This is a genomic window from Actinopolymorpha alba DSM 45243 (assembly GCF_000373925.1).
Taxonomy (GTDB): Bacteria; Actinomycetota; Actinomycetes; order Propionibacteriales; family Actinopolymorphaceae; genus Actinopolymorpha; species Actinopolymorpha alba.
The window spans coordinates 1-25527 of record NZ_KB892813.1 but is presented as its reverse complement, the minus strand read 5'-3'; the positions used below and the strand labels follow the sequence as shown (position 1 = coordinate 25527).

Sequence of the window (25527 nt, the reverse complement as noted above, 5' to 3'; positions counted from 1 at the left end):
AGGCACTGGAGAAAGACATCCGCTCATGGATCCAAACCTGGAACGAAAACCCCCGACCCTACGTATGGACCAAAACCGCAGACGAGATCCTCGACAGCATCACAGCCATTTGTAAACGAATTAAAGGCGACGGACACTAGCTTCTGTGCACGTGGCGCGGCGGCCGGTCGACTCCCTGCTCTAGTCCCCGCACTGTCCTGGCCGCTCCGCCACGCCCAACATCTTGGGTGCGGCGGGTGGAGGCGTCTCGCCGCATCCGTCCTCAACGGGGAGGGGCGGAATGGACGCGATCGACAGTGGCGTGGTCGATTGGGTGTTCGCGGGTGGTCTCGCGGATCAGGGCTACACGCAGCAGGATCTGAAGACGACGGCCCAGGTGTTGTCGCGGCCGTGCCCGCACTGCAATGCACTCGCGGGCAACTGGTGTGTCAACACCGGCTCCGGCACAGAGCTCGGGCATATAGACAAGCAGCACGTTGCGCGGAGGATCCGATGAGGCGTCGTGCCCTGTGGGCGCTCCTCGCCCTGCTCATCCTCTACCTCGGCGTCACTATCGCGAGCCCGCCAGCAAAGCACCGTGTCAAGACCCGTCACGTCGGGACCCCATCGAAGGACAGCGGAGGTCACAAGCATGGATGCGAAGGTCAACGCCATACGCCCGTGGGGACTGTCAAGGATGGCCCCCTACCGCACCATTCTCCAGCTACCTGAGGCGACGCTGCTACTCGACCCGCTCACACAAACGACCCAACGCCTTGGCGCGGACGGGCAGCCGATCAGTTTCCCCGGACACGGCTCGAACACTGGGACTGAGCAGCGAACCCAGGTGCAGACCCACGACGGGCAAGGCCCTTCCAGCGTTGATACGGACCATTCCCAGGACAACGACCGTGACTGACTACCGCCCTGTGCTGGTGGTTACTTGCCTGGATGACCCGACAGCAGATCTGGTCATCACCGAGCTGAACCGACGGCGGGTTGCGGTGGCACGGTTCGACACCGCGGACCTCCCAGCCAGCCTCACCGTGACGGCCACGGTTGGAGCTGGACAGGAAATCCAGGGCACTCTCAGCACGCCGACCCGCACCGTGACGTTGTCCGCGGTGCGGTCGGTGTACTGGCGTCGACCAGGCGGCTACCGATTCGACCATCTCGACGCCCAAGACGCCAGATTCGTAGAAGCCGAAGCCCGACACGGCCTCACTGGCACCCTGACAAGCCTCGGCTGCCTCTACGTGAACCATCCCTTCCGGGTGCGGGACGCCGACTACAAACCTGCTCAACTCACGGTCGCGGTGGGCGTGGGGTTCACCGTGCCCGCCACGCTGATCACCAACGACCCGGACGAGGCCCGACGCTTCGCGAGCACGAACGCGCCCGTTGTCTATAAGCCGCTGCGAGGCAGCGCCTACCAGGTTGTCGACGTACCGCGCACGATCTGGGTCGACGAGGTAGCCCCGGAAAGTCTCGACGAGGGAATTGCCGGGACCATGCACCTCCTACAAGTCAAGGTCGACAAACACGCCGACATCCGCGTCACCGTCGTAGGAGACCGGGTGTTCTGCGTCCGGATCAACTCCAAACACCTCGACTGGCGCTACGACTACGACACCCACACCTACACCGCGGTCGATCCACCGCCCGGCATCGAGCCGGCCCTTCACGCCTACCTTGAACACTTCGGCCTGACCGTCGGCTGCTTCGACTTCGCGCTGGCCACAAGCGGTGAGTGGGTGTTCTTAGAGTGCAACCCGAACGGGCAATGGGCGTGGATGGAGACACCGACAGGTCTCCCCATGACCGCGGCATTCGCCGATTTACTGGAAAGAGGACACCGATGAGCAGGCTTGTCAACTGGAAGCCACTCGCGGAGCGATTGAGGAGCGAGATCGGCGAGTGGATCAAGACCGATGCCATCCGGGAAGCATTCGCGAACACGCCACGCCACCTGTTCATCCCCCGCTACCTCGACTACACCTTCGACGAGGACGCCAAGCGAACTAGGTGGGTACCGGTCGAAGATCCTGACCCGGACCTGATCTACTCCAACACCGCTTTCGTCACGCAGGTTCAACCAGGCGCAGCCGGTGGCACAGACATGATCTCCACCAGCTCGTCGTCCATGCCAGGACTCATGGCCGACATGATCGAGGAGCTCAGTATCAAGCCTGGGATGCGAGTCGTCGAGATCGGTACCGGCACCGGATACAACGCCGCGATCCTCTGCCACATTGTTGGTGCCGCCAACGTAGCTACCACAGACATCGACCCCGAACTCGTCGAGTCCGCTAAGAACCGCCTCAACAAGCTCGGGTACCACCCAACGTTCACCCCCGAAGAGGGATCGTACGACCGACTGATAGCAACCCACGCCGTCGATAACATCCCCTATGAGTGGGTGCGGTGGCTCAAACCGGGCGGTGTGATGCTCGCTGACCTGCGAGCCCGCAACCCCATGTCCCATATCGCAGCGTGGGCGATCGTCACCGTCGACGACAACGGCACAACCGCCACCGGCAAACTGCTCCCCCCGCGAGGCGGCTTCATGGGCGCCCGCAGAACACTGCGACACGCCGACCATGACGTCGATACTCCGCGGAAGTACACCGACACCGCCCGACTCCGCACGCGACAGGTCATCCACCCCAAAGCCATCCTCGACGATGCCGAATTCGAGTTCTTCCTCTGGCGGTCCATGCCATCTGCCGTCTGGAGCCGCCCATGGCCACCGGGCAAACACGAGGATCCCGAGGACCAACGCCAGGTCATGACACGCGACGGCCGGTGGACCAGCGTGTCAGCCATCGACGCCGGCTACATGACCCCGGACGACCTCTGGGGCGATATCGAGTTGGCCTACGACAAGTGGACCGACGCCGGCAAGCCAGGCTTGGACGCCTACAACATCACCGTCAACACGGACGGTCATACCGTCGTCGAGTTGGCCGTCAGCGGAGCTGAGGACACGGCATGAACAACATCGACGTGTACGAGACTCTGACGTCCGCCGGCGTCACCGTGGACCTGACCAGTCCGGGTCCCTCGCTCTCCGGCCGGACCGCTGCGAGCAACGGCCACTGAACACGCGCCGCCTGGCGTACGTACTGAGCTGCATGAGGACGTCGTCGGCGCACGAGGACGAGCTGATCCGTGCGCTCTACCGGGAGCACGCGGACGCGCTCCTGACGTACGTACGCGGCCTCGTCGCTGGTGATGCCCGCCGCGCGGAAGACATCGTCCAGGAGACCCTTCTGCGCGCCTGGCGGCACTCGGACCAGCTGGCTCCGGAGACCGCGCGCCCCTGGTTGTTCCGGGTGGCGCGCAACCTGGTCGTCGACGGCTATCGGGCCGCCGTGCGCCGCCCGCGTGAGGTGCCGGCGGATGTGCTCGACGGCAGCGTCGTCGAGGACGATCTCGAGCGGACCGTGCTGGGCTGGCAGGTCGTCGAGGCCCTGCAGTCGCTGACCGATCCGCACCGGCGGGTGCTCGTCGAGGTCTACTTCCGGGACCGTTCGGTGTCGGAAGCAGCTCGGATACTCCGAGTCCCGGAAGGGACGGTGCGCTCCCGCACCTACTACGCCCTGCGCGCGCTGCGACTCGCCCTGGAGGAACGAGGGGTGACGTCGCCATGACCGTGGGAGGACCAGACAACGATCCGCGGACGGGACCCGTCGACCCGTGTCCGTACGCCGTCCGGCTGGGCGTCATCGCGCTCGGCGTGCGGGACGAGCAGGACCCTGACGTGGAACGGCATCTGCGGGACTGCCCGGTGTGCCAGCGTGAGCTCGCCCGCGTCACCGCCATGCCCACTCTGCTCGCGGCAGCCCGCGCCGTTGGTACGGATCCTGACCAGCCGGCGTCCGATCCGGCGCCGCTCCTGCTGGCCCGGGTGTTCGAGGCGATCGCCACCGAACGCCAGACGCGGTCCCGGCGTCGGCTCTCCCTCATGGTGGCGGCAACAGTGCTGGCCGCTGCCGCCTCGGTCGGAGTCGCGGTCACGATCCGGCCACCAGCACGGCAGAGCCCGCCGCCGCTCGCGGCCACCTCCCGCTCCGGGGTCAGTGCGCAGATGACGGTCACCGCGCAGCCGTGGGGGAGCCGGGTCGCCATGACCCTCACCGGGTTGCGCCCCGGAACGACCTGCCGCCTCGTGGTCCGCGCCCAGGACGGCCGCGTCGAGACGATCGGGTCATGGCGGGTCACCTACGCCAACACCATCCCGGTCGAAGGCATGACGTCAGTTCCGTCCGACGAACTGGTCGGATTCGAGGTCGTCGATGACAAGGGTCGCCGGCTGGTCACCATCGCGGTGCCGCCGGCAGAAGGGAAGGATCGATGAGACCAACGAAGAGGCCCACCTGGGCTCTCCTCGGCGTGGCAGTTCTGATCGCGCTGAGCGGAACGGCGTGCGGGGGTGGCACGGAGACGACGTCGCCCGCTGGTGGCGACTCGAAGGGAAGCACCCAGGCGTCCTCGCCCGCGACCAAGGACGGTGGTGCCAACGTCGCGACCCGCGAGATCGCCAAGCTGGGAAGGGTTCTGGTCGACGGTAAGGGCATGACGTTGTACACGAACGAAGCCGAACGTGACGGCACGATCCGCTGCGTCGACGGTTGCGCGGACTTCTGGCCACCGGTGACGGTCGACAAGGACGCGGCCTCGACCAGTGTTGCGGGCGTGTCCGGCACGTTCGGCGTTGTGGAACGACCCGACGGGGCGACGCAACTCACCCTTGACGGCCAGCCGCTCTACACGTTCAAGGAGGACCGTTCGCCCGGATCGGCGCGCGGAGACGGCTTCACCGACGACTTCCAGGGAACGACGTTCGTCTGGCATGCCGCCACCGCCGACGGCGCGAGCCCGAAGGCGACCGCGGGCGGTGACGATGGTGACAATGGTGACGACGGTGGCGGCTACGGCTACTGACGCGACCGCGCGGGTTCACTTCCGGCAGATGGGGACGTCAGGTTCGACCTGTGCCTTGGTGAGGACGAGGGCAGTGTCTCCGATGCCGCCCTGCTCGGCGATGGGTTTGGCGTCGAAGATCCTGAGGAAGAAGTTGATCACCTTGGCGACGGCTGTCGGGATCTTGTATCCGACTCCGTAGTCGAGCCAGAGGGTGAGGGTCACGCTCTGGCAGAACGCGATCGGAGACCCGGCGGCCGACCCCGCGGTGATCCCGACCGAGGTGGTGAGCCCGAGGTACAAGCCAGTGCGGAACCCGAACGCGCCGATCCCGACGTGGAACTTCGCCTGGTAGGCGGCGATCAGCCCGGTGACGCCCATGGACACGCTGGACATCGTGTCCATGAGAGACGTCTTGAGCGTGAGCGACGTCGGGGCGCTGGCACCGAACCGGCCGTTGTCGTAGCCGAACGCCAGCGCCCCGTCGAACCCGTACTCGGCCGTCGCCTCGATATTGCCGTCCTTGGACGAGAACACGGTCTGGATGGTCAACGTCTGGCTCACGGTGGCCGAGAAGGGTACGCCGAGGAAGGTGCCCAACGGCACCGTGAAGTCGACCGGGATGGCGAGCCCGCGGTTGATGTTGTGATCGGCGCCGACCTTTGTCGCCCCGGCAATGCTGAGCCGCAGGCCAGCCCCGCCCTGGATCCTGAACCTCGCCGTCTGGATCCGTCCGTCGCTGATGTCGAGGTCGAAGGTGCCGCGCGGCTTCTTCAGCAGCAGTGCGACGGAGCCAACGAGGCGTACGCCGTCCTTGTCGTAGCGGAACTCCGCCCCCACGCCCTTCGCGCAGCAGGTCGGTGTCACGGCGAAGCCGCCCGCCCTCGTCGTGACCTGGCCACCCCTTTGGGGAGCAGGCTGCGGCGGGCGGGTGGGGCCTGACCGGGCGGCGGGCGGCGCGACCGCATGGGGTGCCGTCGCGGCGAGTACGCCGGCCCGCCCGCCGGCCCCGATCCCGCTCAGACCGGCGCCGCCGGCACCAACCCCGCCAGGGCCTGCGCCGCCTGCCCCATCCCCGCTCGGCGTCACCGTCGCGCTCGGCGTCGGTGAGACGTCCGCGTCCGTCGCCTCGGTGTCGGCCCAGAACGGCTCACCCGCCGGGTAGGCGACCACCTGGTCCAGTGGGATCGGCTGGTCGGAGGTGAACCGTCCCTTCCTGATCACCTCGGTGATGTCCACCGGGCCGATGGTGACGGCGAGATCGGTGCCGGTTCCAGCCCTCTGTGTGGTTCCAGCCCCACGCGGGCTTCGCCCGCCTGGGCCCGCCCCCACCTCTCGGCGTACGTCCAGGACCCTCCCGACCGCCCGCCCGGTCAGGAACATGACCTTGCCGGGTGCCAGTTCCCCGGCGTGGTCGGCGTCCGGATCGATCCGCCACGTCAGGCCGTCCGCCGTCACGGACCGCACCGACCGGCCACCGCCACCCACGAGGACCACATCCGGTTGGTACGTCACATCGGGATGTGGCACCGGCGCCATGCCGTACCGCAGGTTGGCTTCGTCGTACGGATCGTCGCTCTCCACCGCCGCACCGTGGCGGGGCTGATCCCGCCCGGTGGGCCGGTCACTGGGCGCTCGGGCGCAGGCGCTCGCGCTGAGGAGCACGGCAGCGGCGGTGGCCGCCGCCGTCAGCCGGCGGGTCAGGGTGGGGATTCGCACAGCGGTTCACCTCGGCAAGGCGTGGTTGACAGACGATCTGTTCAGAGCCGGGTCGTCACCTTGCGCGCCAGGTCCTCCATCGGCTTGCGGTTCTCCGCCGGGTCGTTGAGCAACACGAGGCGGATCGAGACCCAGACACCGGCCTTGTTGAGGAACACCGTTCCGTCCTCGGCGTACGCCTCGTCGCCGATGCCAGCAAGGGGTTCGAGCTCGTGACCGAGTTCGCGTTCGATGTCGAGGAACTTCTTCGCGCCCGGACCGACGTAGACCTCCACCTGCGCGGTTGGTCCCGTGACCGGTCCGGTGTAGGTGCAGGTCTCACGCACCGCCACCGCGTCGTCCAGAGGTGTGCGGGTCAATCGCTCGGCCTCCTGCTTGGAGACGAGGGCGCACGGCTCGATCGTGGGTGCGGGCGTCCTGGTCGCCGGGGCCTTCGTTGCCGGCTGGGCTGGCTGTGTTTGCTGGGCTGATGGCGTGGCGGCAGTCCGCACCGGCTCCGGTGTGCCGGACGCGGCCTGGCCCTGGTGAGCTCCGCATCCGGCGACCCCGACGATCGCCAGCGCGACCAGGCCGAGAGTTACCAGATCCGACCGGGACCGGGTTCGCCTCATCGTGCGATCTCCTTTCGTACGAGTTCGGGCCGCGGGAGGATGCCAGCGCGTCATCGTGGGAGCGCGTCGAGGATGCTGCGGAGGGTTCGCTCGTAGCGCGCCGGGTCGAAGCTCAGGCTGCTCAACGTGACCGTGTAGCTGCCCGTCTTGCTCACGACGACAGCCTGCCCCTCGATGTCCTTGACCCCGATGTAGGACTGGTCGCCCCAGTCGCCGTCGACCACCTGCTCGTAGATCTCGCCCGCCTGCTTACGGGCGTAGCCGTACGTCATCGCGCCGGAGGTCTGGGAGCCCATCGTGATCGTCACGCTGCCCACGCCCTTGCCGTCGCCGAACAGGCAGTTCCCCTCGTCCTTCATGGGCTGTCCCACGAAGTCAGAGACCTGCGCCGCGGTGAACGGACATCCGGGCACGGTCTCCGCGGCGGCGCCCTTCAGGTCCCCGCCCAGGTCGTCGTCGGTGCCGGCGTCCCCGCCGTCAGCACCCTCGTCCGGTGTCGCGGACCGCGCGGTCGTCGGATCCTCCGGTGATTCCGTGGTCCCGCCCGCGCAGCCCGCGGCGAGTAGGGCCAGACACGCCGCGGCGGCGATCATGCGCCACATGGCTGTTCTCCTTGGTTTGTGTCAGAACCGGGTACGCCGGCCGGTGGGTCGATCAGGTCGCCGCGGCCGGCTGGTGTGATCGGGTGGATCCAGGCGGCCGGGTTGAGCCGGTCCACCCGCCAGCCGGCCGCCGTGGCCGCGGCTGTGACCGTCGCCGCGTCCGGCCCTTCCACCAGAACGAGGACAACGTCATCGGCGGGAAGGTGGATCGCCGCCACCAGGCGGGTGCCCTCCACGGTGAGGTCCGCACCCGGATCGGGTGGGAACTGACCGCCTGAGCGGTCGTAGCGTTCGAGCGCGAACAGTCGACGAGTCACGGCTACGACGCTAGAAGCGCCGGGCCCGCGAGGAATCGGGTGTTTCCCTCGCTATCAAGAGGTGGCGCGATCTCCAGGTCGCCGGTGCGGCGCTCGTAGTCTCGGCTGCGACTCCTGGTGGTTCAGAATCCAATGGCTTCGCGGAGCAACAAGACGGTGCCGCGGCCGGGGTGGGGTTCCGCGTTGAGGACGAGGAGGCGGTTGATGGCGCTGGGCCACCCATAGACCTCTTGGGCGCGGGCGCTTTCCAGCGGAAGGCAGTGATCTTCAACGCGGCGCAGTGCGGCGTTCAGGTCGGGTACCACCTTCTGCGCCCCGACGATCCAGATCGCGTGGGCGGCGCCGCCGGCGTAGGCGGGCAGTTGGCTTCCGCTGCCCGAGGCGATCACGAGGGAGCCGGTTTCGGTGACCGCGGCGACGCTGCCCATGATGACGTCTGGGCTGGCTCGAAGCCGCCGGATCTCATCGGCGCCGTTGGCGCGGTCCATGGCCAGGATGCGCGGCTTGACTGCCTGGTACCGCCCGCTGGTGTTGATGTCGTCATCGATGCCAGACAGGCGGAGGGTCTCGCTGGCGCCGGTGAATACGCTCATCCTGCGGACGACACGCAGACAACACCTCGCCCGGCCGGGGTTACGCACCAACGTGGGCGGCAACGAATCCGAGTCGACATACAGCCCACGCTCGACCACCCCCACATGGCAGCATGCTCACCATGCTCCAAGCGGGCGTGTCCCTTCGGATTCAGGCGGAGCTGCGACTGCTCAGAGCCGGGGAGCGGTTGCCGGCTTGCTTCGGCCATCGGCTCCATGTCCAGCGGTCTGCCGCTGGCCGCTGGCCCGCGACGGCAGCAGCACGACGATGATCACAGCGCCGAGCGCCACGCAGACCGCGCCCGCCGTCAGCCCGCCTGAGTAGCCCATGATGGCCAGCGCGGCCACCCCGACGGCACCGCCGACCTGCTGAACGGAGGTGAACAGGGCCGAGCCGAGACCGGCGTCCTCCTCGGTGCTGCCGTCGACCGCGGCCACCGCCATAACGGGCAGGCTCAGCCCGTTGCCCACACTCAGTATGAGCATGCCGGGCAGGACGTGGGCGATGTAGGAGTCGCCCGCGGCCACGCCGGACAGCAGCAGCAGGCCGGCGATGTTGACCAAGAACGCCAGCAGGAGCGCCCAGCGCGTCCCGATCCTGAGCGAAATGCGGGAGGACAGCCACATGCCCGCCAGGATGCCGGCGCCGTAGGGCAGATAGGCGATGCCGGCCAGGAAGGGGCTGTAGCCCAGAACGGTCTGCACTTGGATCATCAGCAGGAACGACATCGCGTACATCGCCATCGAGAACAGCAGGGTCGCGCCGTTGGCCACCGCCCGCGTCCGCGAGGCCAGAAACGATGCGGGCACCAGCGGCGCCGCCGCCCGCGACTCCGCCACCACGAACGCCGCCGCCAAGGCCGCGGAGAACACGACGGCCCCGAAAACGATCGGATCGCTCCAGCCGGTCTCTCCGGCCCGCAGCAGCCCGTACACCAGCGACACCGCAGCACCGGTGGCCAGGACCGCGCCGGGAACGTCGAGGCGGCGTCGGCCGGGGGCGCGGGACTCGGGGACCAGGCGAGGGAGCAACGCCAGGGCCACGGCGACGATGGGCAGGTTGATCAGGAAGATGCCGCGCCAGGACACCAGATCGGTCAGCGCCCCGGACAGCACCAGGCCCGAGGTCCCGCCCAGGGCCGCGATACCGCCCCAGGTGCCCAGCGCCTTGGCCCGCTCCTCCGGCCCCGGATACAGCAACGTGATCATCGACATCGCCGCCGGGCTAGCCATCGCAGCACCGCTGCCCTGCACAAACCGCCCGAGCACGAGCTGCCACGGCTCCTGCGCCAGCCCGCAGGCCAGGCTAGCCACCCCGAACAACGCCACCCCGATGAGGAAGATGCGACGGCGGCCCAGCAGATCCGCCATCCGGCCGCACAGCAGCAGCAAACCGCCGAAGGCCAGGAAGTAGGCGTTGACGACCCAGGGCAAGCCGGACGCGCTGAAGCCGAGCTCATCGCGGATGCTGGGCAGGGCAACGTTCACGACGGTGTCATCGAGCACGAGCATGAACTGGACAAAACACAACACAATCATCGGCACCCGACAACGCTATGATCCACCGCATTTGGCCACAATCCGCGATGAGGCCAGACTATGTCGCATGGAGGACATGAGCGCGATCATCGTCGGCCACTTCCCGCTCGCCTCGGGTGACTGGATCCCCCCGCACAGCCACACCCACCACCAAATCGCCTGGACCCGGCGCGGCGTCCTGAGCGTCGGCGTGGGCGAGGTGTACTGGGTCCTGCCGCCCACCAGGGCGCTGTGGCTGCCCGCGGGTGTCACCCACGCCACCGGCGCGACCCGCGACGCCGTGCTCTGCAGCCTGTACCTGGCTCCGGAGCGCTGCCCGCTGGACTGGCCCGAGCCCACGGCGGTCGACGTCGACGGCCTGCTGGCCGAGCTGATCGGGTACCTGGCACGCACCGACCTCACCGACGACGCGCGACTGCGCGCCGAGGCGGTGGTGCCCGACCTGCTACGCCCCCTGCCCACCCGGCCCATCGACGTGCCCCAGCCCACCGACGAGCGCGTCCGGGTGGTGGCGGCCGCCCTGCTGGCCAACCCCGCCGACCCGCGCAGCCTGGAGGCTCACGCCCGCGCGGCGGGCGTGAGCAGGCGGACGTTGACGCGGTTGTTCGTGCGCGACACGGGCATGAGCTTCGACCATTGGCGCACGCAAGTACGGCTGCGCGCCGCCCTCCCGCTGCTGGCCGAGGGGCAGCCGGTGTCGCGGGTAGCACACGACGTGGGGTACGCCACGGCGAGCGCCTTCCTGGCCGCCTTCCGCCGCACCGTCGGCACCACACCCCGGCGCTACCTGCTCAGTCGTTGACTTTGATCTTCTCCACGGTGAGCCGGGGAGATGGCCCTGGAAACGCGCTGACGGCTTGTCCAGCACGGGCTAAGTGGTCGACGGGCCGCCAGCGCTGGTCACGGGTGCGGTGAAAGGCTCACCGACACTCGTCGCTGTAGTAGGTGCTTGTGGAAGCGTTCTGTGCGCCGTGTACGGCCCGAGCTCAGCCAGCCTGTATCCGGCGGGCTGGTGTTCCTGTTCACCTGCGGAAATGTCACAGATGGCGGCTGGTGGAGCCAACCTTGCCGACAGGCCAAGTACCACCGTGGCGCCGTAGTCAAGGCTGGACGCCACGTCGTGTTCGTGCGCGGGGAGCCGACCAGGTACGCCCAGAAGGCGCGGACCGAAGCCCGCCGAGCCGCCGAACTCCTCGCTCAAACTTCCAGGCGTCAGGTCAAGGTCGAGCCGCTCGTGGTGATCGTCGGCGCACTGCGTGTTCGGGGGCGTCGTACCGAGGGTGTTCGCATCCTTGCCCGCTCGGCGCTCCTGTGGCATCTGATGTTCCGCGAGCGTCAGCTCGACAGTACAGAACGCGATGTGCTGTACGAGGTGGCGCGGCGTTCGACCACCTGGCAACGCTAGCTATGAAGGGCTGACGGGTCATCCACGGCTGGAGGGGTGCTGGCTATGTCTTCGTTGACGTACGAAGTGAGTGACCTGAGCAGCCCGGTGGCCGTGTGGCTGCGCTCGAAGTTCCCGTACTACAAAGGGATTCAAGCCGCGTATCGGGTCGATGCCGGCCCAGCACGAATCGTGCCGTCCACGGCAGTGGCGACCCGCACTCAAGGGGCGGCGATCGACTGGTGGCTACGAATGCTGGTGGATCCCACTCCCTCGCTTGCCCTGCCACTCGTCGGGTTGCAGGTGCAGCGAGTGCCCTGTGTGCCGGCCGGCCTGGAATTGCTGTCCGAGCTCGGCGGCTTTGACCGCGATGGCACGCTCCGCCCCGGCCATCTGGTCCAACTCGCCGATCGGCCAGACGAGTGGTGGGCGCGGGCCTGTTACGCACTCGCGCTGCTGGTGGAGCTGTATCGGGCCGTTTCGATCGCAGGATCACGGCTGATGAGCCTGACTTCCTCCAGCCGAGCGACGGACCTGCTGGGGTTGGCCAATGATGAGGAAGTCGCCGACCTCATCGCAATGCGTGATCTGGCGCGTAAGCGTCTGTTGCCAGCGCTACCCACCGCTGGGCCGGTGGCCAGCGGGATGACCTTCGAGGGCAGTAGCGACCTCGCAGCCGATGCAGACCTCATAGTCGGAGGCATCCTGGTGGAGTTCAAAGCCAGCCAGGGCAGCAAACCTCGAGTCGACGGTACCCGCGCGGCCAGCCTGCCCCGGCGTGACCTTGATCAGCCAGGCCGTTGTCAACAGGCTCTGAGCGCGACCTCTAGCGAGGAGGAATGCTGGCCATCGCGGCCCCGAGCTCAGCCCGGCTCGCGATGCCGAGCTTGCGGTAGATGCGGGCGAGATTCGCTTCGACGGTTTTGGGGCTGAGGAACAACGCGGCCGCGATGGCGCGGTTGGTGGCGCCTTGCGCGGCGAGCCGGGCCACTCGTTCCTCAGTCGCCGTGAGGTGCTGGGGGGCGGGTGGGCGGCCACCGATCCTCGAGAGTTCCTCGCGGGTGCGGATCTCGAACGCCGCCGCGCCGAGCGCACTGAACTCCAGCGCCGCGGCGCTCAGAGCCTCCCGGGCCGCCCGCTTGCGGCGGGTACGCCGGCAGACGACGCCGGCCGTGAGCAGGCAGCGGGCCCGGTCCAGGGGAAGGACGTCCGGGGGTACCGCCGCCCTGGCAGTGGCGAGTTCGTCGAGAGCCGCCGACGGGTCGACCCCCCGCGCGCTCGCGAGCAGGGCGTGCCCGCGGGCCAGACCCAGCATCGTCCACGGACGGGGGAGCCGACGATGACGCGCCGCCAGCCGGTCGAGCGCCGCCGCGGCCGTGTCGAGGTCACCCGCTCCGACGCAGGCCTCGGCCCAGTCCGCCTCGAACCGCAACGCCAGGGGTTCGACCAGGCCAAGGGCGTCGACAGAGGTGGCGACGTCGGCGTATGCCGCGGCCGCCTCGCTCATCCGCCCGGCGGACAGGGCGACGAACGCCGCCAGCTGCAGGTTGATCCGGCGGGACCAGGCGTCCCCGGACTTGTCCGCGCGCCGCGGGCCGGCCTCGGCGATCTGGCTCGCCTCGACCAGATCGCCGCGGTGCGCGGCCAGGAGACCGGCGAGCCAGGACTCACCGACCAGGCCCGTGCCGAGTTGCTCGCCGAGTTCGCGGGCGGCGCGGATGGCGGCCTCGGCCTCGGCCCAGCGGCCAGCGAGGATCTCCGCTTCGCCAAGGTGGGTGAGGATCTCGTGCTGGGACGGCTCGTCCCCGCGATCCACCGCCCAGCTCAGCATCCGATGCAGGCGTACCCTCGCCCGCTCGTGTTCGTCGATCGCCTTCCACCAGATGGGAGGCACCGTCCCGGCGAGCCAGGACGGTTCGTCGCCTTCCCACTCCAGGGCCCGCTCCAGCAGCTCCGTCCTGACTGGTCGCCCGGCCCGGATTTCGTGGTAGAAGAGCAAGAGGAGTACGCCGGTCAGGAGTGGCCGATCCTCCTCGCTTCCGGACAGGAGCCGGGTCGCGGCTTCGGCGTGCTGGCGGGCGGGCTCGGGAGTCTCCCGAAACACGCTGAGGTGCGCGTGGATCCGGCCCGCCAGCAGGGTGTCAGGGGGTACGGCGGCCAGCCCGCGTTCGGCCGCCGCCACCGCCTGGTCGAGGTCGTCGGCGCCCCAGTCCACCGATGCCCGCAGCAGGAGCGCCTCGCCGCGTACCTCTCCGGTGAGTTCCGCGGCGACCAGATCGGCGGCCGTGCCCGCGGCCGCGTAGTCCCCACTGTCGAACCAGCATCGGGCCGCCGCCAGCCGCCGCCGGGCCCGCGCGACCGAGGCCTCAGGCGGGGTGAGCTCCGCGGCGCGGTCGTGCAACTCGGCGGCGCGCTCAGGAGCCCCGCGGGCGCGCAGGCGGTCCGCCGCTTCGGACAGCTCGACGGCGATCGCGGCGTCCGGCTCGACGGTGCCCGTGGCCAGCTGTCGGGCGCGCTCGTCCGGGTCGGTCGTGACGTCGGCGAGCTGCCGGTGGAGGCGCCGGCGGATGCCGGCTGGGATGCCGGCACGGACCGCGCTGGCGTACACCGGGTGGGCGAACTCGACGGAGCTCGGTGTGACCGCCAGTAGCCCCGCCTCTTCGGCCGCGTCGAAGGTGGACGGTGTGACGCCCGCGGCGATGAGGTCGCGCATGGTGGGTACGGCAAGCAGCGCGGCCAGCCGGACCGCATCCCGGCTCCGGAGTCGGGGGCGGCTCCGGTCCGGTCGACCGGCAGGTCACGAGCACCGCGACCCGCTCGGCGACCCGGCGGAGCGCGAACCGCAAGGCCCGCTCGCTCGGCCGATCCAACCAGGTCGCGTCGTCCACCGCGACCAGCACGGGCGCACCGTCCGACGCGTCGATCGCGGCATCGAACAACGCCCGGGTCGCGGCGCCGATCGCTCGGTCGTCGACCGCCTCGTCCGGCTCCGCCGCGAGGAGTACCACCTCGGCCGCCCGGCGCTGCGGCCCGGGCAGCTCACTCACCCGATCGGCCAGTGGCCGCAACAGATCAGCGAGGGCGACGAAGGGCAGGCCCGCCTCGCCTTCGGTCGGTGCGCAGCTGAGCACCCGCCATCCGTTGTGCTCGGCCCAGCTCACGAGGGCCCGCCACACCGCCGTCTTGCCGATCCCGGCTGGCCCGTGAAGCTGGACGATGCCGGGCGTTCGAAGGAGCCGCCGAACCTGGTCGAGTACGGCATCGCGGCCCACGACGGGACTTTCCACGGCATGATCCTGGCACGCCGTCGTGGCGGACGCGCCTGTATGGTTCCGGCCCCACTCGGGCTTCGCCCGCTTGGGCCCACCCCCACCGCGCGGAGCCGGACGGCCAGCCCTGGTCTGTCCGGTCATGCGTGACCAACTTGTGACCGTCTGAGGGTCTGGGCCGGGGTATCGGGTTCGGTATCGCGACGGGCCGGCCAGGGGTGAGGACCGGGCCGCGACTCGATGAGGGGGCCGAATGGCTGACAATGGTGGGTCAAACTCGGCGTCCGGACTGCCACCGCACGCGCAGGAACTCCTGGTGGACACCGCACGCCGGATCGTCCGGCTGGTGGTCGCCGGGCTGACCGGCTTCAACGCCGAGACCGCTCAGCGCAATGCCCGTGAGGCCACGCAGACCGATCCACAGCGTTCCACGGCCGCGGATTCCTAGGACGTTAGCTGCCGGGGAACATCCGGCGCATCCGCTCGACCATCCCGTCGAGGTCGCTGCCCGCACCCTGGGTATCCCGCAACAGCTCGGTCAACTCTTCCTGCAGCTGGGGGAGCTGCTCGACGAGTGCACTGGCGTCGGGCGCCCCGGCGGCGAACGCCTCCGTGGTGAGCGCCTCGCTCTGCTTGCGCACATCTTCGCGCGCTTCGTTGACGAGCCGCCTGATCTCCGCGGCCAGGTCCTCCGTGGGCATCCGAAGCGCACGCGGGTCGAGGGTGAGGTCCTCGATGCCGTTCGCCTGGGAGAAGGACACGGAGATCCGGCCGTCGTCGGTCTCAGCCCTGCCCGTCAGCTGCTGAAGCTTCGCCTGTAGCTCCTCGGCCTTGCGGAGCTGCTCCTCGTGTGCGCGCATGATTTCGTGCGGGGCGCGGAAGAGCTCTGAGACGTCGTCGAACTCGGACATGGGTGGCCTTACTCCGATCAGAATCAGCAGGGCTGCACTATATCCACCCGATATGTCGCCTGAGAGGTCGCGCGGGTTGAGGTGCGCGACCTCTAAAGCTTGCGAACGAACTGGCTGGCTTCGTAGAGCTCCATCCCGGTCGCTTGACGGAGAACCTCGATCGCCTCGATGGTCCGGCCGGAGCGTTTCAACTCGGTCACCCGGGCGAGTACGTCTGGGCTCGGTTGACCCGGGTCGGTCGGCGCTGCGTTCGGTTTTGGCGCCGCGTTCGGTGTCGGCGTCCGCTCACTGCTTGGCACCTGCGGTGCGGCTGCGGGTGCTGGCTGGGCAGGCGGCCCGGGCTCGGCGGTCGGCGCGTCCGGATCGGTGACGGCGGTGGGTTCGTCCCGCGGTGTCGCGAGGTCCGTCCGGCCACCGGCGGTCCGTCGCGGGCCCGCGTTCGCGAGGAGAACGGCGATGAGAACCCCGAAGGAGAGGAGGATCCAGGGCGCCACGCCCGCGCTGGCGTTCAGGACGCCGAAACCCAGCACGATCACGATCAGGCTGATCAGCCCGGCGCTGGACCCCTTGCGGTTGCCGTTGGCCATGCGCCGAGCGTAGTGGGCGGTGGTGTGCCGAGCCAGGCGGTCCTGCCGGGCTAGCGGTACGCGTGTGCCTGCAGGTGGTAGAGCTCGGCGTACAAGCCGTTCCGTGCGATGAGCTCGTCGTGGGAGCCCTGCTCGAGGACCCGGCCGTGGTCGAGGACGACGATCAGATCGGCCATGCGTACGGTCGAGAAGCGATGGGAGATCAGCAGGGTCACCCGTCCGGGGCTGTCCTTGGCGTCGGCCGCGATCTGTTCGAAGAGGGCGTGCTCGGTCTGGGGGTCGAGCGCGGCGGTGGGCTCGTCGAGGATCGAGAGGAGCGGAGAGGTACGAACCATCGACCGCGCCAGAGCGAGCTTCTGCCACTGGCCGCCGGACAGCTCCACTCCGCCCTGCCACGACAATCCCAGCTGCGTCTCGAGGCCGTCGGGGAGGCGATCGGCGAAGTCGGCGTTGGTCTTGGTCAGGGCCGCGCGTACCACGTCCTCGTCGTCCAGACGGGGAAGGTCGCCGATTCCGACAGTCTCCCGGGTACGAAGCTCGAAGCGCATGAAGTCCTGGAACCCCGCGGCGATTCGCTGCCGGTACGCCTCGAGATCGATCGCGGCCAGGTCGACGCCATCCACGAGGGTGCGTCCCTCGGTTGGTGCGTACATGCCACCCAACAGCTTCACCAGTGTGGTCTTGCCGGCGCCGTTCTCACCGACCACGGCCACGACCGCGCCGGCCGGCAGTTGAAGCGAGACGTCCGACAGGGCGGGCCGCTCGTCGCCGGGATAGGTGAAGGTGACGTCGTCGAGTTCGACACCTCGCTCCAGCCTGGCTGGTGGCAATCGGTCACCGCGACGGCCCTTCGTGGCCTGTTCCTCCAGCCAGTGGTAGTGCTCAGACGTTGTGAGCACGCGGCGCGTGGATCCCGCAAGCTGCGACAGCTGGCTCGCGCCGGTCACGACAGCCGTGGCGAGGGCCAGGATCAGTGCCACGTCGCCAGCGGTGGCCCGCCCGGCCGCGGCCTCCCGCACCACGAGGAACACCGCACCGACATACGCGAGAACGAAGAGAACCCAGCCGCCGGCGTTGGCGGCGACCGCCCGGAGCTGCGCCGCCTCTATCCCGCGGTGGACGTTGCCGCTCAATCGAGCGTGCCGGTCGAGGAGTTCGTCCGCCAGGCCGTACAACCGCACCTCCTTGCCTGGCGCTGCGCTCGTGGCGAGGGTGAACAGATGCTGTGCGGACCGGCGGTCCTCGGCTGTACGGAGTTCGGCCTTCTCCCGCAGCGTTTCCGCCGACCGGGCGAGCCAGGCGGCGGGCACCGCGACGACGGGCAGGAGCAGGAGTTCCAGCCGCAGCTGGGCCAGCAGCCCGGCGGCGACGAGGAGCTGCGTGACGACGAGGAGCCAGGTGAATATCAGCGCAATGCCCATCGTCAGGTCATTCGAACTGCGGGTGAGGAGCTGCAGGCGATCCCAGAACTCCGGTCGTTCGAAGTGCTCCACCCGGCCCGCGGTGCTGGACAAGGTGAGCAGGCGGCGCTGCATCACCATGATCGACAGCTCGCGCATCCGGATCGTGGTCCAGCGGTACGCCGCGGGCATGAGCACGGACAGGACCAGTGCGATCGCGGTCAGGGCCGCGCCGATCACGACCGGCCCTGGACGGTCGTCGACGATGCCGTCGATGAGCGGGCGCAGCCCGAGCGCCGTCAGGAATGGCAGCACCGTCGCGATCGCGCTCGCACCGACATAGCCGAGCATGACGGCCGTACCAACCTCCCTGCCGATGTTGACCAGCAAGCGGAAGACGCGCACCCACGCCCTCATGACTGAGTCACCTCCGTGTGGTGGGGTTCGTCCGCGCCGGAGAAGCGCGAAGCCTGCAACCGGAACATCTCCGCGTAGGCACCGTCGCGGGCGAGCAGTTCATCGTGGCTGCCCTGCTCCACCACCCGCCCGGCGTCGAGCACCGCGATCGAATCGGCCTGGCGCACGGTGGAGAACCGGTGCGAGATCACGATCGTGGTCACCCCCTTGGTCAGGTCGAGGAACCGCTCGTAGAGGTGGGCTTCCGCACGGGCGTCGAGGTGGGCAGCGGGTTCGTCGAGGATCAGGACGCTCGCCCCGTGGTGGATGGCGAACAGTGCCCGGGCCAGCCCGACCTTCTGCCACTCGCCACCTGACAGGTCGGCTCCGCCGGCGTACTCCGACGACAGCGGCGTGTCCCATCCGCCCGGGAGTCCGGCGATGGCGTCGGCCACGCCCGCGGACGCGGCGACCGCCTCGATACCCGCGTGGTCGGCCGCGGCGTCCACTCGCCCGAAGCCGACGCTCGTACGCGCCGGCACCGCGAACCGCGTCGAGTCCTGGAACACCGCCGCCAGCCGGCGGCGCCAGCCGGCCAGGTCGAGTTCGCTCAGGTCGACATCGTCGACGGTGAGGCGGCCGGCGGTTGGTTCGTACATCCGGGACAGGAGCTTGATGAGGGTGGTCTTGCCCGCGCCGTTGGCGCCGACGATGGCCAGCGAACGACCGGCCGGGATCACCAGGTCGAGGTCGTGGACCGCGTTGGCGGTGCCGCCCGGATAGGAGAAAGCCACGCGCTCGAAGCGGATCTCCTTGCGCGGCAGCCCGTCGGCGGAAACCTCGCCCTTCCGTGCGGTGGTCGCCGCGTCGGTGACCGACGTGACCGCCTCGTGGTAGCGGTTGAGCGTCGCGAGCGCGAGTTCTGTCTGCAGACCCGTCCACGATGCCTGCCGCATCCCGCCGAGGCTGACCATGAGCGCCTGGGCGTAGACGGCCGCCGGCCCCGCGCCGATCCGCCCGGCGACCGCCTCGCGGGCGATCCACCCGATCCCGAGCAGCACGACGGCGCCCAGGATGACCGCTGCCACGAGCGGCCGCCGGGCAGATGGGGCGAGAACGCTGTCCATCGACTGCCGCCAGCTGGCGGCGAAACGATCGAGGAGGAAGCGCGAGAGGCCGAAGACGCGGATCTCCTTGGCGGCGGGCGGTGTGACGCCGAGTTCGTAGTAGTACTCCGTACGCCGGGCTGCCTCGGTGCCGCTGTTGTGGTGGTTGGCCTCGATCCGGGACACCACCTTGTCCTCGTACGCCGTCCAGAGCGCTGCCACGAGCAATGCCGCACCGAGTAACGGGTGGAAACCAGCGACGATCAGGCAGGACCCGACGAGCACCACGCGCCCGGCGAGCAGCCCACTGAGGGTGGTGGCCAGCCGGCCCGGGCGGCGCGCGCCGGCCCGAAACGTGTCCCTGCCCACGGTGAGCAGGTCGAGCGTGCGTGGATCTTCGAGGTGCGCGATTCCGTCGGGTCGCATCGCCGCGGCCATGAGGTCTCGCTGGAGTACGGCGTCGATGCGTTCACCCAGCGCGGAGGCGGCCGCGGACTGGAACGATCCCGCGGACCACTGAAGGAGGAAGAAGCCGCCGGCCGCGACCGCCCACCACATCGCCCGCGTGCCCGCGGGTGAGGTGAACCCTTCCTTCAGGAGTTCGGGGATCTCGCCGACGACGGCTCCGATGGCGGCAACCGCGCCCAGCGGGGCCACCGCGGCCAACGCCACCGCCACGACCGTAACGGCCGACAGCGTGCGGCTGGCGCGCACCGCGACCCGAACGAACCGGCCATAGCCGTGCCAGCTCAGCATGCGGAAAACCCCTTCCCGGGCGGGTGAGGGCATGCGGGGGTCATGTCGATCTCCTGAGGGTGGTGGTTGAAGGTCCGGCGTACGGGGCCCGCGCCTGAGCCAGTCTGCGGACGAAGAAGTTTCAAAACAAGTCTTGTTCTGGGTGCCTCCAAGATGATGGAATTGAGTCGTGGGGCCGAGAGGCCCCATTTTTGTGTGCGGGACGCGGCTCGCGCTGGCACGAGTCGGCGCTCATCAGCGGCCCTCGTCAACATCTCCTGGCGATTAATTCGGTCGCGCGGATAAAGTCCGCTCGGCTAGCGTGCGAACCGTTGCCCGTAAGGGATTTCGCCGCGACGGCGGTCTCACGCCGTCTCGATTTCTGGAGGCACATCGATGGGTGCCGTATGCGACGTGTGCGGTAAGGGACCGATCTTCGGTAAGAAGGTTGCTCGTACGGGTCGCAAGGCACTGAAGCGCCGAGTCCGCAGTCGTACACCACGCCGATTCCTGCCGAATATCCAGCGGGTCCGTGCCACCGTGGACGGTGTGTCGAAGCGTCTCGACGTCTGCACGTCGTGCCTTAAGGCGGGTAAGGTCATGCGGTGAGACTCGCGTACTGGAATTCGGCGAAGAGTGACCTCGAACTCCTCCGGACCGAGATCGAAACCCTGTGGGGAATGGACGATCAGGGCCGGATCACCGGTTCTCCGCTGCTGGTGATCGCGGCCGCGACTGATGGCTCCCAGGCTGCTGTTGCCGCGACGCGTGTTCCTGAGCTGCTCGCCGCCGAACTCGTGGCGACCGTCGTGGGGATCGGTGCCTCGTGCGCCGATCCCAGCGATCAACCCGCCGCGATGGATGCCTGCCAGCGCCTCCTCGCGGATGCTGGATGGCCTGTCGAGGTGACATCGGGTCCGAGCTACCTGATACCGCCGGGGATCACCTTCGAAACGTCGGCTCGGATCGTCCTGTCGAACGCCGAGGACGTTGAGGTTGTACGCCACGCCAACCCTGGCAACTGGGAAGCGGATGAGTGGCGCGACCTCCTGGACGGTCGCCTCGGTCCATGGGCAATGGCGGTCGAGGAAGACCGGGTCATCTCCATCTGCCACACACCGAGATGCTCGGCCCGTGGTGCCGAGGCCGGCGTCTGGACGCATCCGGACTTCCGTGGTCGCGGCCACGCCGCGGCGGTGACGGCCGCGTGGGCCGCGCTGATGGAACCCACCGGCCGACGCCTGTTCTACAGCACCTCGGCCTCGAACCATTCATCCCAAGGGGTTGCCGCGAGACTCGTCCTCCGCCCGATCGGATGGCTCTGGATTCTGCTGCCGGCGATCGGCGAGAGATGAGGAACGCAACGGAGGTAGGTGATGGCGCACCCGGGCCGGCGACCGCATCCTGGTGGGCGAGGAGACGGCCGCGGGCCATGCCTGTGTAGAGGCGGGGTCCGTGACGGCGAGGCGCGGCGGTTGTCCGTAGTCAGGTCCGGCGGGACTCGCGCTCGATCCGGTACTGCTCCACCAGCACCTCGAATCGCTCGGCATCGCCCTCGCTCAATGTCACTGGGTGCGTCTCGCTCACGGCGGCGCGTACCCGGTCGGCCACCTCCACGGCTTTTCCGTTGGACGTGTAAACGCACAGAACGAGGACAGCCGTGTCGCCGCCGGTCTCACTGTCGCCGGCCTGGTGATCGCCGAGCGTGAAACTCCACGGTACGTCGCATGGGCTGTCGTGCTCCTTGTCCGGGCACAGAACCCGCGCGATGGGTTCCTGTAATGCAAGGGCTTCCTCACTACTCGCGCACCCGTGGATCCGGATTTCGTACACGTGGGGCTTTTCGACTGGCATAAGTCCTCCGCGCATGTCATCGACCACGGTATGCCTCCCTATTGTCTGGTTTGTGAAGTCTCTAGAGTGGTTGCTCTCGGCGTACGGCCGCATCCGGGCTGTGCCCTCATCGTGATCAGGGTTAGCCCGTACTGGGCGCAGCACATGTGCGTCTCGAGGAGATGGCGCGCGCCGCCACCGCCTGGAGCAAGCCGCACAGGCTGGTTCGCGGCGCTCAGCTACTGGCGACCACCGACAAGACCTCGGCCCCGAAAGCCCAACGAAACAAGGGCATCCAGCGTCCCGAGGGCTCGCTGGATTTGGGTCGGGGGCACCCTTGGACAAGAGAGCCGTACAAGGGTGCCCCCGACCCAAAACGGCAAGCATCACGATGCCTGATCACGGAGGGGGCCGTCAGCGGTCGTGGAACTCCGAGGCCGGCATGCGCGCACCGATCACTTCGGTCACCTCGGTACGGGAGGAGACGCCCAGCTTTTGAAGGATGTGAGAGACGTGGACAGCGACCGTCTTCGGTGAGATGTAGAGGCGCCGGGCGAGTTCGGCGTTGGTCATGCCGTCGGCGATGAGGAGCGCCACCTCACGTTCCCGTCGGGTGAGGGAGGCCGGCCCGCTCACCGCGGCATCCCCGTCGGCGGGCGCGAGGCCGAGTTGGGCACGGACCTGCTCGAGTTCGGTGACTCGCCAGCCGCGCCAGCTGCCCAGGAGCGTGCCGGCGACGGCGAGTTCAGAGGCCGCGAGTTCGGCGGCTGCCGCCTCCTGCTGGCTTTGGGCGAGGAGGCAGCGGGCGGCACTGACCCGGGCCGTGCCGCGTACCGATGGCGGCAGGACCGGCGAGTCCACCACCGCGCGGTAACCGCCGATCGCGGTCGCGTGCTGGCTGTGCGCTTCGGCCAGTTGAGCGTCAACAAGGGTGCGGTAGTCGTCCCAGACTTCACGGTCGAGCAACTCCTGCCGCATCCGGTCGATGCGAGGCATGGGGAGGCCGGCGAACAGCGCGGCGCCGACGAGGTCATGGGCCTGCGAGCCGCTGCGCCAGGCCATCTCGGCCAGCCGGGCGAAGACTTCGTCGAGGATCTGGTCAGCGGTCTGGACGTCGCCGCGCCGGCAGGCGAGGTGGAAGGCGAGCCCTGGCACCTTCAGACTGGCGTCGTCGGGCTTGGCCCGCAGCTCGGCGATCAGCTCCTCGACCCGGTCCAGCTCACCGGTCTCGAGATAGAGCCCGGCCAGGAAGACCGCGTGGTTGTCGGCGCGTCGCCGACCCCCGCGGAGGTATCCACGGTTGCGTTCCCGACCTTCCTCCAACGCCGCGATGGCGGTGTCCACGTCACCCGCGCGCACCGCCAGCCGGGCCCGGCCCTGGAAGTAAGCCGAGACCGCGAGGGATTCGAACCCCGCGCGTTCGGCGTCGACCCGCATCCGCTCCAGCATCGCGGAGTGCTCGGTCGGGGAATCGGGTGGGACATCCTGCACCAGGTAGTTGAGAGCCCGGGCGGCGAGCACCCATTCGCCCAACGCCTCCGCCTCGTCGACCAGACCGGCGAGGATGGCCCGGCCGGCGGCGTTCGTCGACCACCGGTCGGTCATCGCCGAGCCCTTCTCCACCAGCGCCCCGAGCCGCACGCAGGGGAGGTCGAACTCGTCGGCGAGCGCGAGCGCCCGGTCGGCCCAGGCGACCGCGGCGTCGGTCTGGTCACGCAGCATCGTCGAGTGGGCGACGGCGGTCATCGCGCGGGCCTGGCTCGCCCCCCGAGGCAGCTGGGTAATGAGCCGCTCAACGTCGTGGGTGAGGGCTTCCATCTCAGCGGTGTCGTCGGCCTCGAAGGCCAGCCTGATCAGGAGATACAGAGCGTCGGCGCGGTCGCTGGCGGTCGTCGCGCCGTCCCGCCAGCGGCGGGCGTACCCGACCGCGTCGTCGAGGAGCCCGGCCAGCCAGGCCGCCCGGGCCGCACTGGCGAGCAGGTCGCCGTCGTCGGCGACTTCGTCCAGGCCCATCTCGGCGAGACGGAGCGCTTGGTACGCGGACCCGATGGACAGATACAACGCGGCACCGCGGCGGGCGGCCTCGACGATGTCCGCGTAACGTCCGGCTCCGCGGGCGTGCTCGGCGAGCAACGCCGGGTCGGATCCGCCGGTGGCGAGCAGCACGTCGAGCGCTGCGTCATGGAGCCGGCGTCGCTCGCGACCCAGCAGTTGGGCGGTGATCGCTTCGCGGACAAGCGCGTGCCGGAAGCTGAACTCGTCGTCGCCGGTCTCGACGAGGACGCCACGGCTGACGAGTTCACGTAGGGCGTGGATGAGCTCGGTCTCGGTCGCACCAGTCACCGAGGCGAGCAGGTCGAACGGAATCCGGTGGCCGAGGACCGCGGCGGCCTCGACGGTCCGCTGGACGAGGGGGTCGAGGTCGTCGACCTGCCGCCGGAGCACCTCCGAAAGGCTCCAGGGCAGCGGGTTGTCGTCCAGTGACTCCAGATCGCGCTCGTGGCCGCGGACCATTTCCTCGAGGAAGAACGGGTTGCCGCCGGTACGGTGATGCAGCGCGGCCACCGAACGGTAGGGGACGGGACCGCCAGCGACGGCGGCGAGCAGCGCGGCGGTGTCGGCTTCGTCGAACCGCTCCAGTCGCAGGTGGGTCGCGGTGTGCCGGCGTTCCAACCGACCCAGCAGCCCGGCAACCGGATGGCGGCTCGTGACCTCGTCGGGACGGTAGGTGCCGATCAGCAGGCGGGGCCCCGCCTGCCCCGCGATCCGCTCGAACAACGTGGCACTTTCGGAGTCGGCCCAGTGCAGGTCCTCGAAGACGATGACCGCCAGCCGGCCGTCCACGAGAGCGTTCAGGACAGCCAGGCCGGAGTGCAGGCGTTCGACCGGGCTGAGCGAGGCGTCGGTCAGGGCGTCGAGCAAGCCGTCGGGAACGCCGGGGAGACCGTCGACCGCATCGAGCAGGACTTCGTAGGGGCGGGCCAGCGAACCCGGCTCGGCCTGCCCGATGAGAACAACCGCCTCCGCCGGGAGCGTGGCCACCAGCTCCTGGACCAACCGGGTCTTGCCGATGCCGGGCTCCCCGGCGATGACCGCCACCCGCGGCCGGCCTGACGCCGCGAGCTCGGCCAGCTGGCGCAGCTCGGCGTCACGGCCGACCATCACCTGGCTGGCTCCACCACGCGTTGTCGACACCGCGACAGGGTACCTTCGGCCACCCCCACCGCCCCCAGGCTGACCTCGGCGTTCGTGCCGCGCCTCGTGCGGTAGGCACGGCGGGCACGACGGGCGGCGGTCAGCAGGCGGCGGCGCTCGGCGGCGGTGACGATCCCTCGTTCACGGTCGTGGGCCAGCATGGCCATGATGTCCGGATGGAGTAGCACGTCGGTCTTCCTTTCGTTCTGTCGTGCCTCCATCCTTGGCCGGTCCAGGACGGATGAAATCGGTGTCGACTGCCTATCTTTCGCCCGCGACAGGTACCTAGTGTCCGTCGCCTTTAATTCGTTTACAAATGGCTGTGATGCTGTCGAGGATCTCGTCTGCGGTTTTGGTCCATACGTAGGGTCGGGGGTTTTCGTTCCAGGTTTGGATCCATGAGCGGATGTCTTTCTCCAGTGCCT

The 25527-nt window shown here is 69.0% G+C and carries 26 protein-coding genes and 3 pseudogenes; 13 read left to right on the top strand and 16 right to left on the bottom strand.

Annotated elements, in window-relative coordinates:
• The 8 genes and pseudogenes from B141_RS50070 to B141_RS46600 all read left to right on the top strand — a co-directional run.
• Positions 1-140 (top strand): annotated as a pseudogene (locus B141_RS50070) (IS630 family transposase); the annotation flags it as partial.
• Positions 141-280: 140 nt separating this feature from the next.
• Entirely contained in the window at positions 281-496 is a 216-nt protein-coding gene (locus tag B141_RS0135660; protein WP_020579963.1) for a zinc finger domain-containing protein, read from the top strand.
• Between the two features lie 135 nt (positions 497-631).
• Positions 632-898, top strand: coding sequence for a putative ATP-grasp-modified RiPP (tgmA, locus tag B141_RS48840; protein WP_020579962.1), 267 nt, complete (start codon positions 632-634; stop codon positions 896-898).
• Entirely contained in the window at positions 891-1841 is a 951-nt protein-coding gene (tgmB, locus tag B141_RS0135650; protein ID WP_020579961.1) for an ATP-grasp ribosomal peptide maturase, read from the top strand. Before tgmA ends, tgmB begins: the two co-directional genes overlap by 8 nt.
• Positions 1745-2974 (top strand): methyltransferase domain-containing protein, encoded by a 1230-nt coding sequence (locus B141_RS46605; RefSeq protein WP_169512998.1) that lies wholly within the window; start codon positions 1745-1747, stop codon positions 2972-2974. Before tgmB ends, B141_RS46605 begins: the two co-directional genes overlap by 97 nt.
• Positions 2975-3113: 139 nt before the next feature.
• A complete protein-coding gene (locus tag B141_RS0135635) occupies positions 3114-3632 on the top strand; it encodes a sigma-70 family RNA polymerase sigma factor (protein WP_020579958.1) in 519 nt (172 codons plus the stop codon).
• Complete coding sequence (locus tag B141_RS0135630) at positions 3629-4339, top strand: anti-sigma factor (protein WP_020579957.1); 711 nt, start codon at positions 3629-3631, stop codon at positions 4337-4339. The genes B141_RS0135635 and B141_RS0135630 overlap by 4 nt, the downstream gene beginning before the upstream one ends.
• On the top strand, positions 4336-4926 hold the full coding sequence (locus B141_RS46600; RefSeq protein WP_084678732.1) for a COG4315 family predicted lipoprotein: 591 nt from the start codon (positions 4336-4338) through the stop codon (positions 4924-4926). Before B141_RS0135630 ends, B141_RS46600 begins: the two co-directional genes overlap by 4 nt.
• A 15-nt stretch (positions 4927-4941) precedes the next feature.
• On the opposite strand, the gene B141_RS48835 is transcribed toward B141_RS46600, so the two are convergent.
• The 6 genes from B141_RS48835 to B141_RS44595 form a co-directional block, all read right to left on the bottom strand.
• Entirely contained in the window at positions 4942-6624 is a 1683-nt protein-coding gene (locus tag B141_RS48835) for a hypothetical protein (protein ID WP_026257879.1), read from the bottom strand.
• A gap of 41 nt (positions 6625-6665) precedes the next feature.
• Positions 6666-7235: a DUF3558 family protein gene (locus B141_RS0135615; protein WP_020579955.1), complete on the bottom strand. Its 570-nt coding sequence runs from the start codon at positions 7233-7235 to the stop codon at positions 6666-6668.
• Between the two features lie 50 nt (positions 7236-7285).
• Positions 7286-7837 carry a hypothetical protein gene (locus tag B141_RS0135610; RefSeq protein ID WP_020579954.1) on the bottom strand — a complete coding sequence of 184 codons (552 nt, stop codon included), beginning with the start codon at positions 7835-7837 and terminating at the stop codon, positions 7286-7288.
• Complete coding sequence (locus tag B141_RS0135605; protein ID WP_020579953.1) at positions 7825-8154, bottom strand: hypothetical protein; 330 nt, start codon at positions 8152-8154, stop codon at positions 7825-7827. Before B141_RS0135605 ends, B141_RS0135610 begins: the two co-directional genes overlap by 13 nt.
• Before the next feature lie 122 nt (positions 8155-8276).
• Positions 8277-8747 carry an LUD domain-containing protein gene (locus B141_RS0135600; RefSeq protein ID WP_020579952.1) on the bottom strand — a complete coding sequence of 157 codons (471 nt, stop codon included), beginning with the start codon at positions 8745-8747 and terminating at the stop codon, positions 8277-8279.
• 171 nt (positions 8748-8918) lie between these two features.
• The gene (locus B141_RS44595; RefSeq protein WP_020579951.1) at positions 8919-10286 is read right to left on the bottom strand and encodes an MFS transporter; all 1368 of its coding nucleotides are present in this window, start codon (positions 10284-10286) and stop codon (positions 8919-8921) included.
• A gap of 67 nt (positions 10287-10353) precedes the next feature.
• On the opposite strand from B141_RS44595, the gene B141_RS0135590 reads away from it, so the two are divergent.
• Positions 10354-11088: a helix-turn-helix transcriptional regulator gene (locus B141_RS0135590; protein WP_020579950.1), complete on the top strand. Its 735-nt coding sequence runs from the start codon at positions 10354-10356 to the stop codon at positions 11086-11088.
• A gap of 318 nt (positions 11089-11406) precedes the next feature.
• Positions 11407-11691 (top strand): hypothetical protein, encoded by a 285-nt coding sequence (locus tag B141_RS50065; protein WP_157181549.1) that lies wholly within the window; start codon positions 11407-11409, stop codon positions 11689-11691.
• A gap of 805 nt (positions 11692-12496) precedes the next feature.
• On the opposite strand, the gene B141_RS44590 is transcribed toward B141_RS50065, so the two are convergent.
• Positions 12497-14383, bottom strand: a complete 1887-nt coding sequence (locus B141_RS44590) for a helix-turn-helix transcriptional regulator (protein WP_020579947.1) — start codon at positions 14381-14383, stop codon at positions 12497-12499.
• A gap of 148 nt (positions 14384-14531) precedes the next feature.
• Positions 14532-15083 (bottom strand): annotated as a pseudogene (locus B141_RS53140) (ATP-binding protein); the annotation flags it as partial.
• A 109-nt stretch (positions 15084-15192) separates the two neighbouring features.
• Between B141_RS53140 and B141_RS0135570 the strand changes: the two are divergent.
• Positions 15193-15387 (top strand): hypothetical protein, encoded by a 195-nt coding sequence (locus B141_RS0135570; protein WP_020579945.1) that lies wholly within the window; start codon positions 15193-15195, stop codon positions 15385-15387.
• Positions 15388-15391: 4 nt separating this feature from the next.
• Here B141_RS0135570 and B141_RS0135565 read toward each other — a convergent pair whose 3' ends face one another.
• The 4 genes from B141_RS0135565 to B141_RS44585 form a co-directional block, all read right to left on the bottom strand.
• A complete protein-coding gene (locus tag B141_RS0135565; protein WP_020579944.1) occupies positions 15392-15850 on the bottom strand; it encodes a YbaB/EbfC family nucleoid-associated protein in 459 nt (152 codons plus the stop codon).
• A gap of 92 nt (positions 15851-15942) precedes the next feature.
• Positions 15943-16437 carry a hypothetical protein gene (locus B141_RS0135560; protein ID WP_026257877.1) on the bottom strand — a complete coding sequence of 165 codons (495 nt, stop codon included), beginning with the start codon at positions 16435-16437 and terminating at the stop codon, positions 15943-15945.
• A gap of 50 nt (positions 16438-16487) precedes the next feature.
• Positions 16488-18254 (bottom strand): ABC transporter ATP-binding protein, encoded by a 1767-nt coding sequence (locus B141_RS0135555; RefSeq protein ID WP_020579943.1) that lies wholly within the window; start codon positions 18252-18254, stop codon positions 16488-16490.
• Positions 18251-20095: an ABC transporter ATP-binding protein gene (locus B141_RS44585; protein ID WP_020579942.1), complete on the bottom strand. Its 1845-nt coding sequence runs from the start codon at positions 20093-20095 to the stop codon at positions 18251-18253. Before B141_RS44585 ends, B141_RS0135555 begins: the two co-directional genes overlap by 4 nt.
• A 375-nt stretch (positions 20096-20470) precedes the next feature.
• Between B141_RS44585 and rpmB the strand changes: the two genes are divergently transcribed.
• Together rpmB and B141_RS46595 are read left to right on the top strand one after the other, a co-directional pair.
• Complete coding sequence (gene rpmB, locus B141_RS48350) at positions 20471-20683, top strand: 50S ribosomal protein L28 (protein ID WP_084678728.1); 213 nt, start codon at positions 20471-20473, stop codon at positions 20681-20683.
• Positions 20680-21429 (top strand): GNAT family N-acetyltransferase, encoded by a 750-nt coding sequence (locus tag B141_RS46595; RefSeq protein WP_020579941.1) that lies wholly within the window; start codon positions 20680-20682, stop codon positions 21427-21429. The genes rpmB and B141_RS46595 overlap by 4 nt, the downstream gene beginning before the upstream one ends.
• A 130-nt stretch (positions 21430-21559) precedes the next feature.
• Here the strand turns inward: B141_RS46595 and B141_RS48830 are convergent, their stop codons facing one another.
• The 4 genes and pseudogenes from B141_RS48830 to B141_RS50060 form a co-directional block, all read right to left on the bottom strand.
• The gene (locus tag B141_RS48830) at positions 21560-21928 is read right to left on the bottom strand and encodes a hypothetical protein (RefSeq protein ID WP_040423256.1); all 369 of its coding nucleotides are present in this window, start codon (positions 21926-21928) and stop codon (positions 21560-21562) included.
• Between the two features lie 393 nt (positions 21929-22321).
• Positions 22322-25102 carry a helix-turn-helix transcriptional regulator gene (locus B141_RS52475; RefSeq protein ID WP_202806040.1) on the bottom strand — a complete coding sequence of 927 codons (2781 nt, stop codon included), beginning with the start codon at positions 25100-25102 and terminating at the stop codon, positions 22322-22324.
• Positions 25069-25290, bottom strand: a complete 222-nt coding sequence (locus tag B141_RS44570) for a hypothetical protein (RefSeq protein WP_157181548.1) — start codon at positions 25288-25290, stop codon at positions 25069-25071. The genes B141_RS52475 and B141_RS44570 overlap by 34 nt, the downstream gene beginning before the upstream one ends.
• A 97-nt stretch (positions 25291-25387) precedes the next feature.
• Positions 25388-25527, bottom strand: a pseudogene (locus B141_RS50060) (IS630 family transposase); the annotation flags it as partial.

Excerpts from the sequence above, each read along its gene's own strand:
- B141_RS0135610 (WP_020579954.1), bottom strand. The coding sequence starts at position 7,837 with ATGTGGCGCATGATCGCCGCCGCGGCGTGTCTGGCCCTACTCGCCGCG.
- B141_RS0135570 (WP_020579945.1), top strand. The coding sequence starts at position 15,193 with ATGGCTGACAATGGTGGGTCAAACTCGGCGTCCGGACTGCCACCGCAC.
- B141_RS0135555 (WP_020579943.1), bottom strand. The coding sequence starts at position 18,254 with ATGAGGGCGTGGGTGCGCGTCTTCCGCTTGCTGGTCAACATCGGCAGG.
- B141_RS44595 (WP_020579951.1), bottom strand. The coding sequence starts at position 10,286 with ATGATTGTGTTGTGTTTTGTCCAGTTCATGCTCGTGCTCGATGACACC.
- B141_RS0135560 (WP_026257877.1), bottom strand. The coding sequence starts at position 16,437 with ATGGCCAACGGCAACCGCAAGGGGTCCAGCGCCGGGCTGATCAGCCTG.
- B141_RS0135635 (WP_020579958.1), top strand. The coding sequence starts at position 3,114 with ATGAGGACGTCGTCGGCGCACGAGGACGAGCTGATCCGTGCGCTCTAC.
- tgmA (WP_020579962.1), top strand. The coding sequence starts at position 632 with ATGGATGCGAAGGTCAACGCCATACGCCCGTGGGGACTGTCAAGGATG.
- B141_RS0135600 (WP_020579952.1), bottom strand. The coding sequence starts at position 8,747 with ATGAGCGTATTCACCGGCGCCAGCGAGACCCTCCGCCTGTCTGGCATC.
- B141_RS44585 (WP_020579942.1), bottom strand. The coding sequence starts at position 20,095 with ATGCTGAGCTGGCACGGCTATGGCCGGTTCGTTCGGGTCGCGGTGCGC.
- B141_RS0135615 (WP_020579955.1), bottom strand. The coding sequence starts at position 7,235 with ATGAGGCGAACCCGGTCCCGGTCGGATCTGGTAACTCTCGGCCTGGTC.
- B141_RS0135590 (WP_020579950.1), top strand. The coding sequence starts at position 10,354 with ATGGAGGACATGAGCGCGATCATCGTCGGCCACTTCCCGCTCGCCTCG.
- B141_RS0135565 (WP_020579944.1), bottom strand. The coding sequence starts at position 15,850 with ATGTCCGAGTTCGACGACGTCTCAGAGCTCTTCCGCGCCCCGCACGAA.
- B141_RS44590 (WP_020579947.1), bottom strand. The coding sequence starts at position 14,383 with ATGCGCGACCTCATCGCCGCGGGCGTCACACCGTCCACCTTCGACGCG.
- B141_RS46600 (WP_084678732.1), top strand. The coding sequence starts at position 4,336 with ATGAGACCAACGAAGAGGCCCACCTGGGCTCTCCTCGGCGTGGCAGTT.
- rpmB (WP_084678728.1), top strand. The coding sequence starts at position 20,471 with ATGGGTGCCGTATGCGACGTGTGCGGTAAGGGACCGATCTTCGGTAAG.
- B141_RS0135630 (WP_020579957.1), top strand. The coding sequence starts at position 3,629 with ATGACCGTGGGAGGACCAGACAACGATCCGCGGACGGGACCCGTCGAC.
- B141_RS48830 (WP_040423256.1), bottom strand. The coding sequence starts at position 21,928 with ATGCCAGTCGAAAAGCCCCACGTGTACGAAATCCGGATCCACGGGTGC.
- B141_RS0135660 (WP_020579963.1), top strand. The coding sequence starts at position 281 with ATGGACGCGATCGACAGTGGCGTGGTCGATTGGGTGTTCGCGGGTGGT.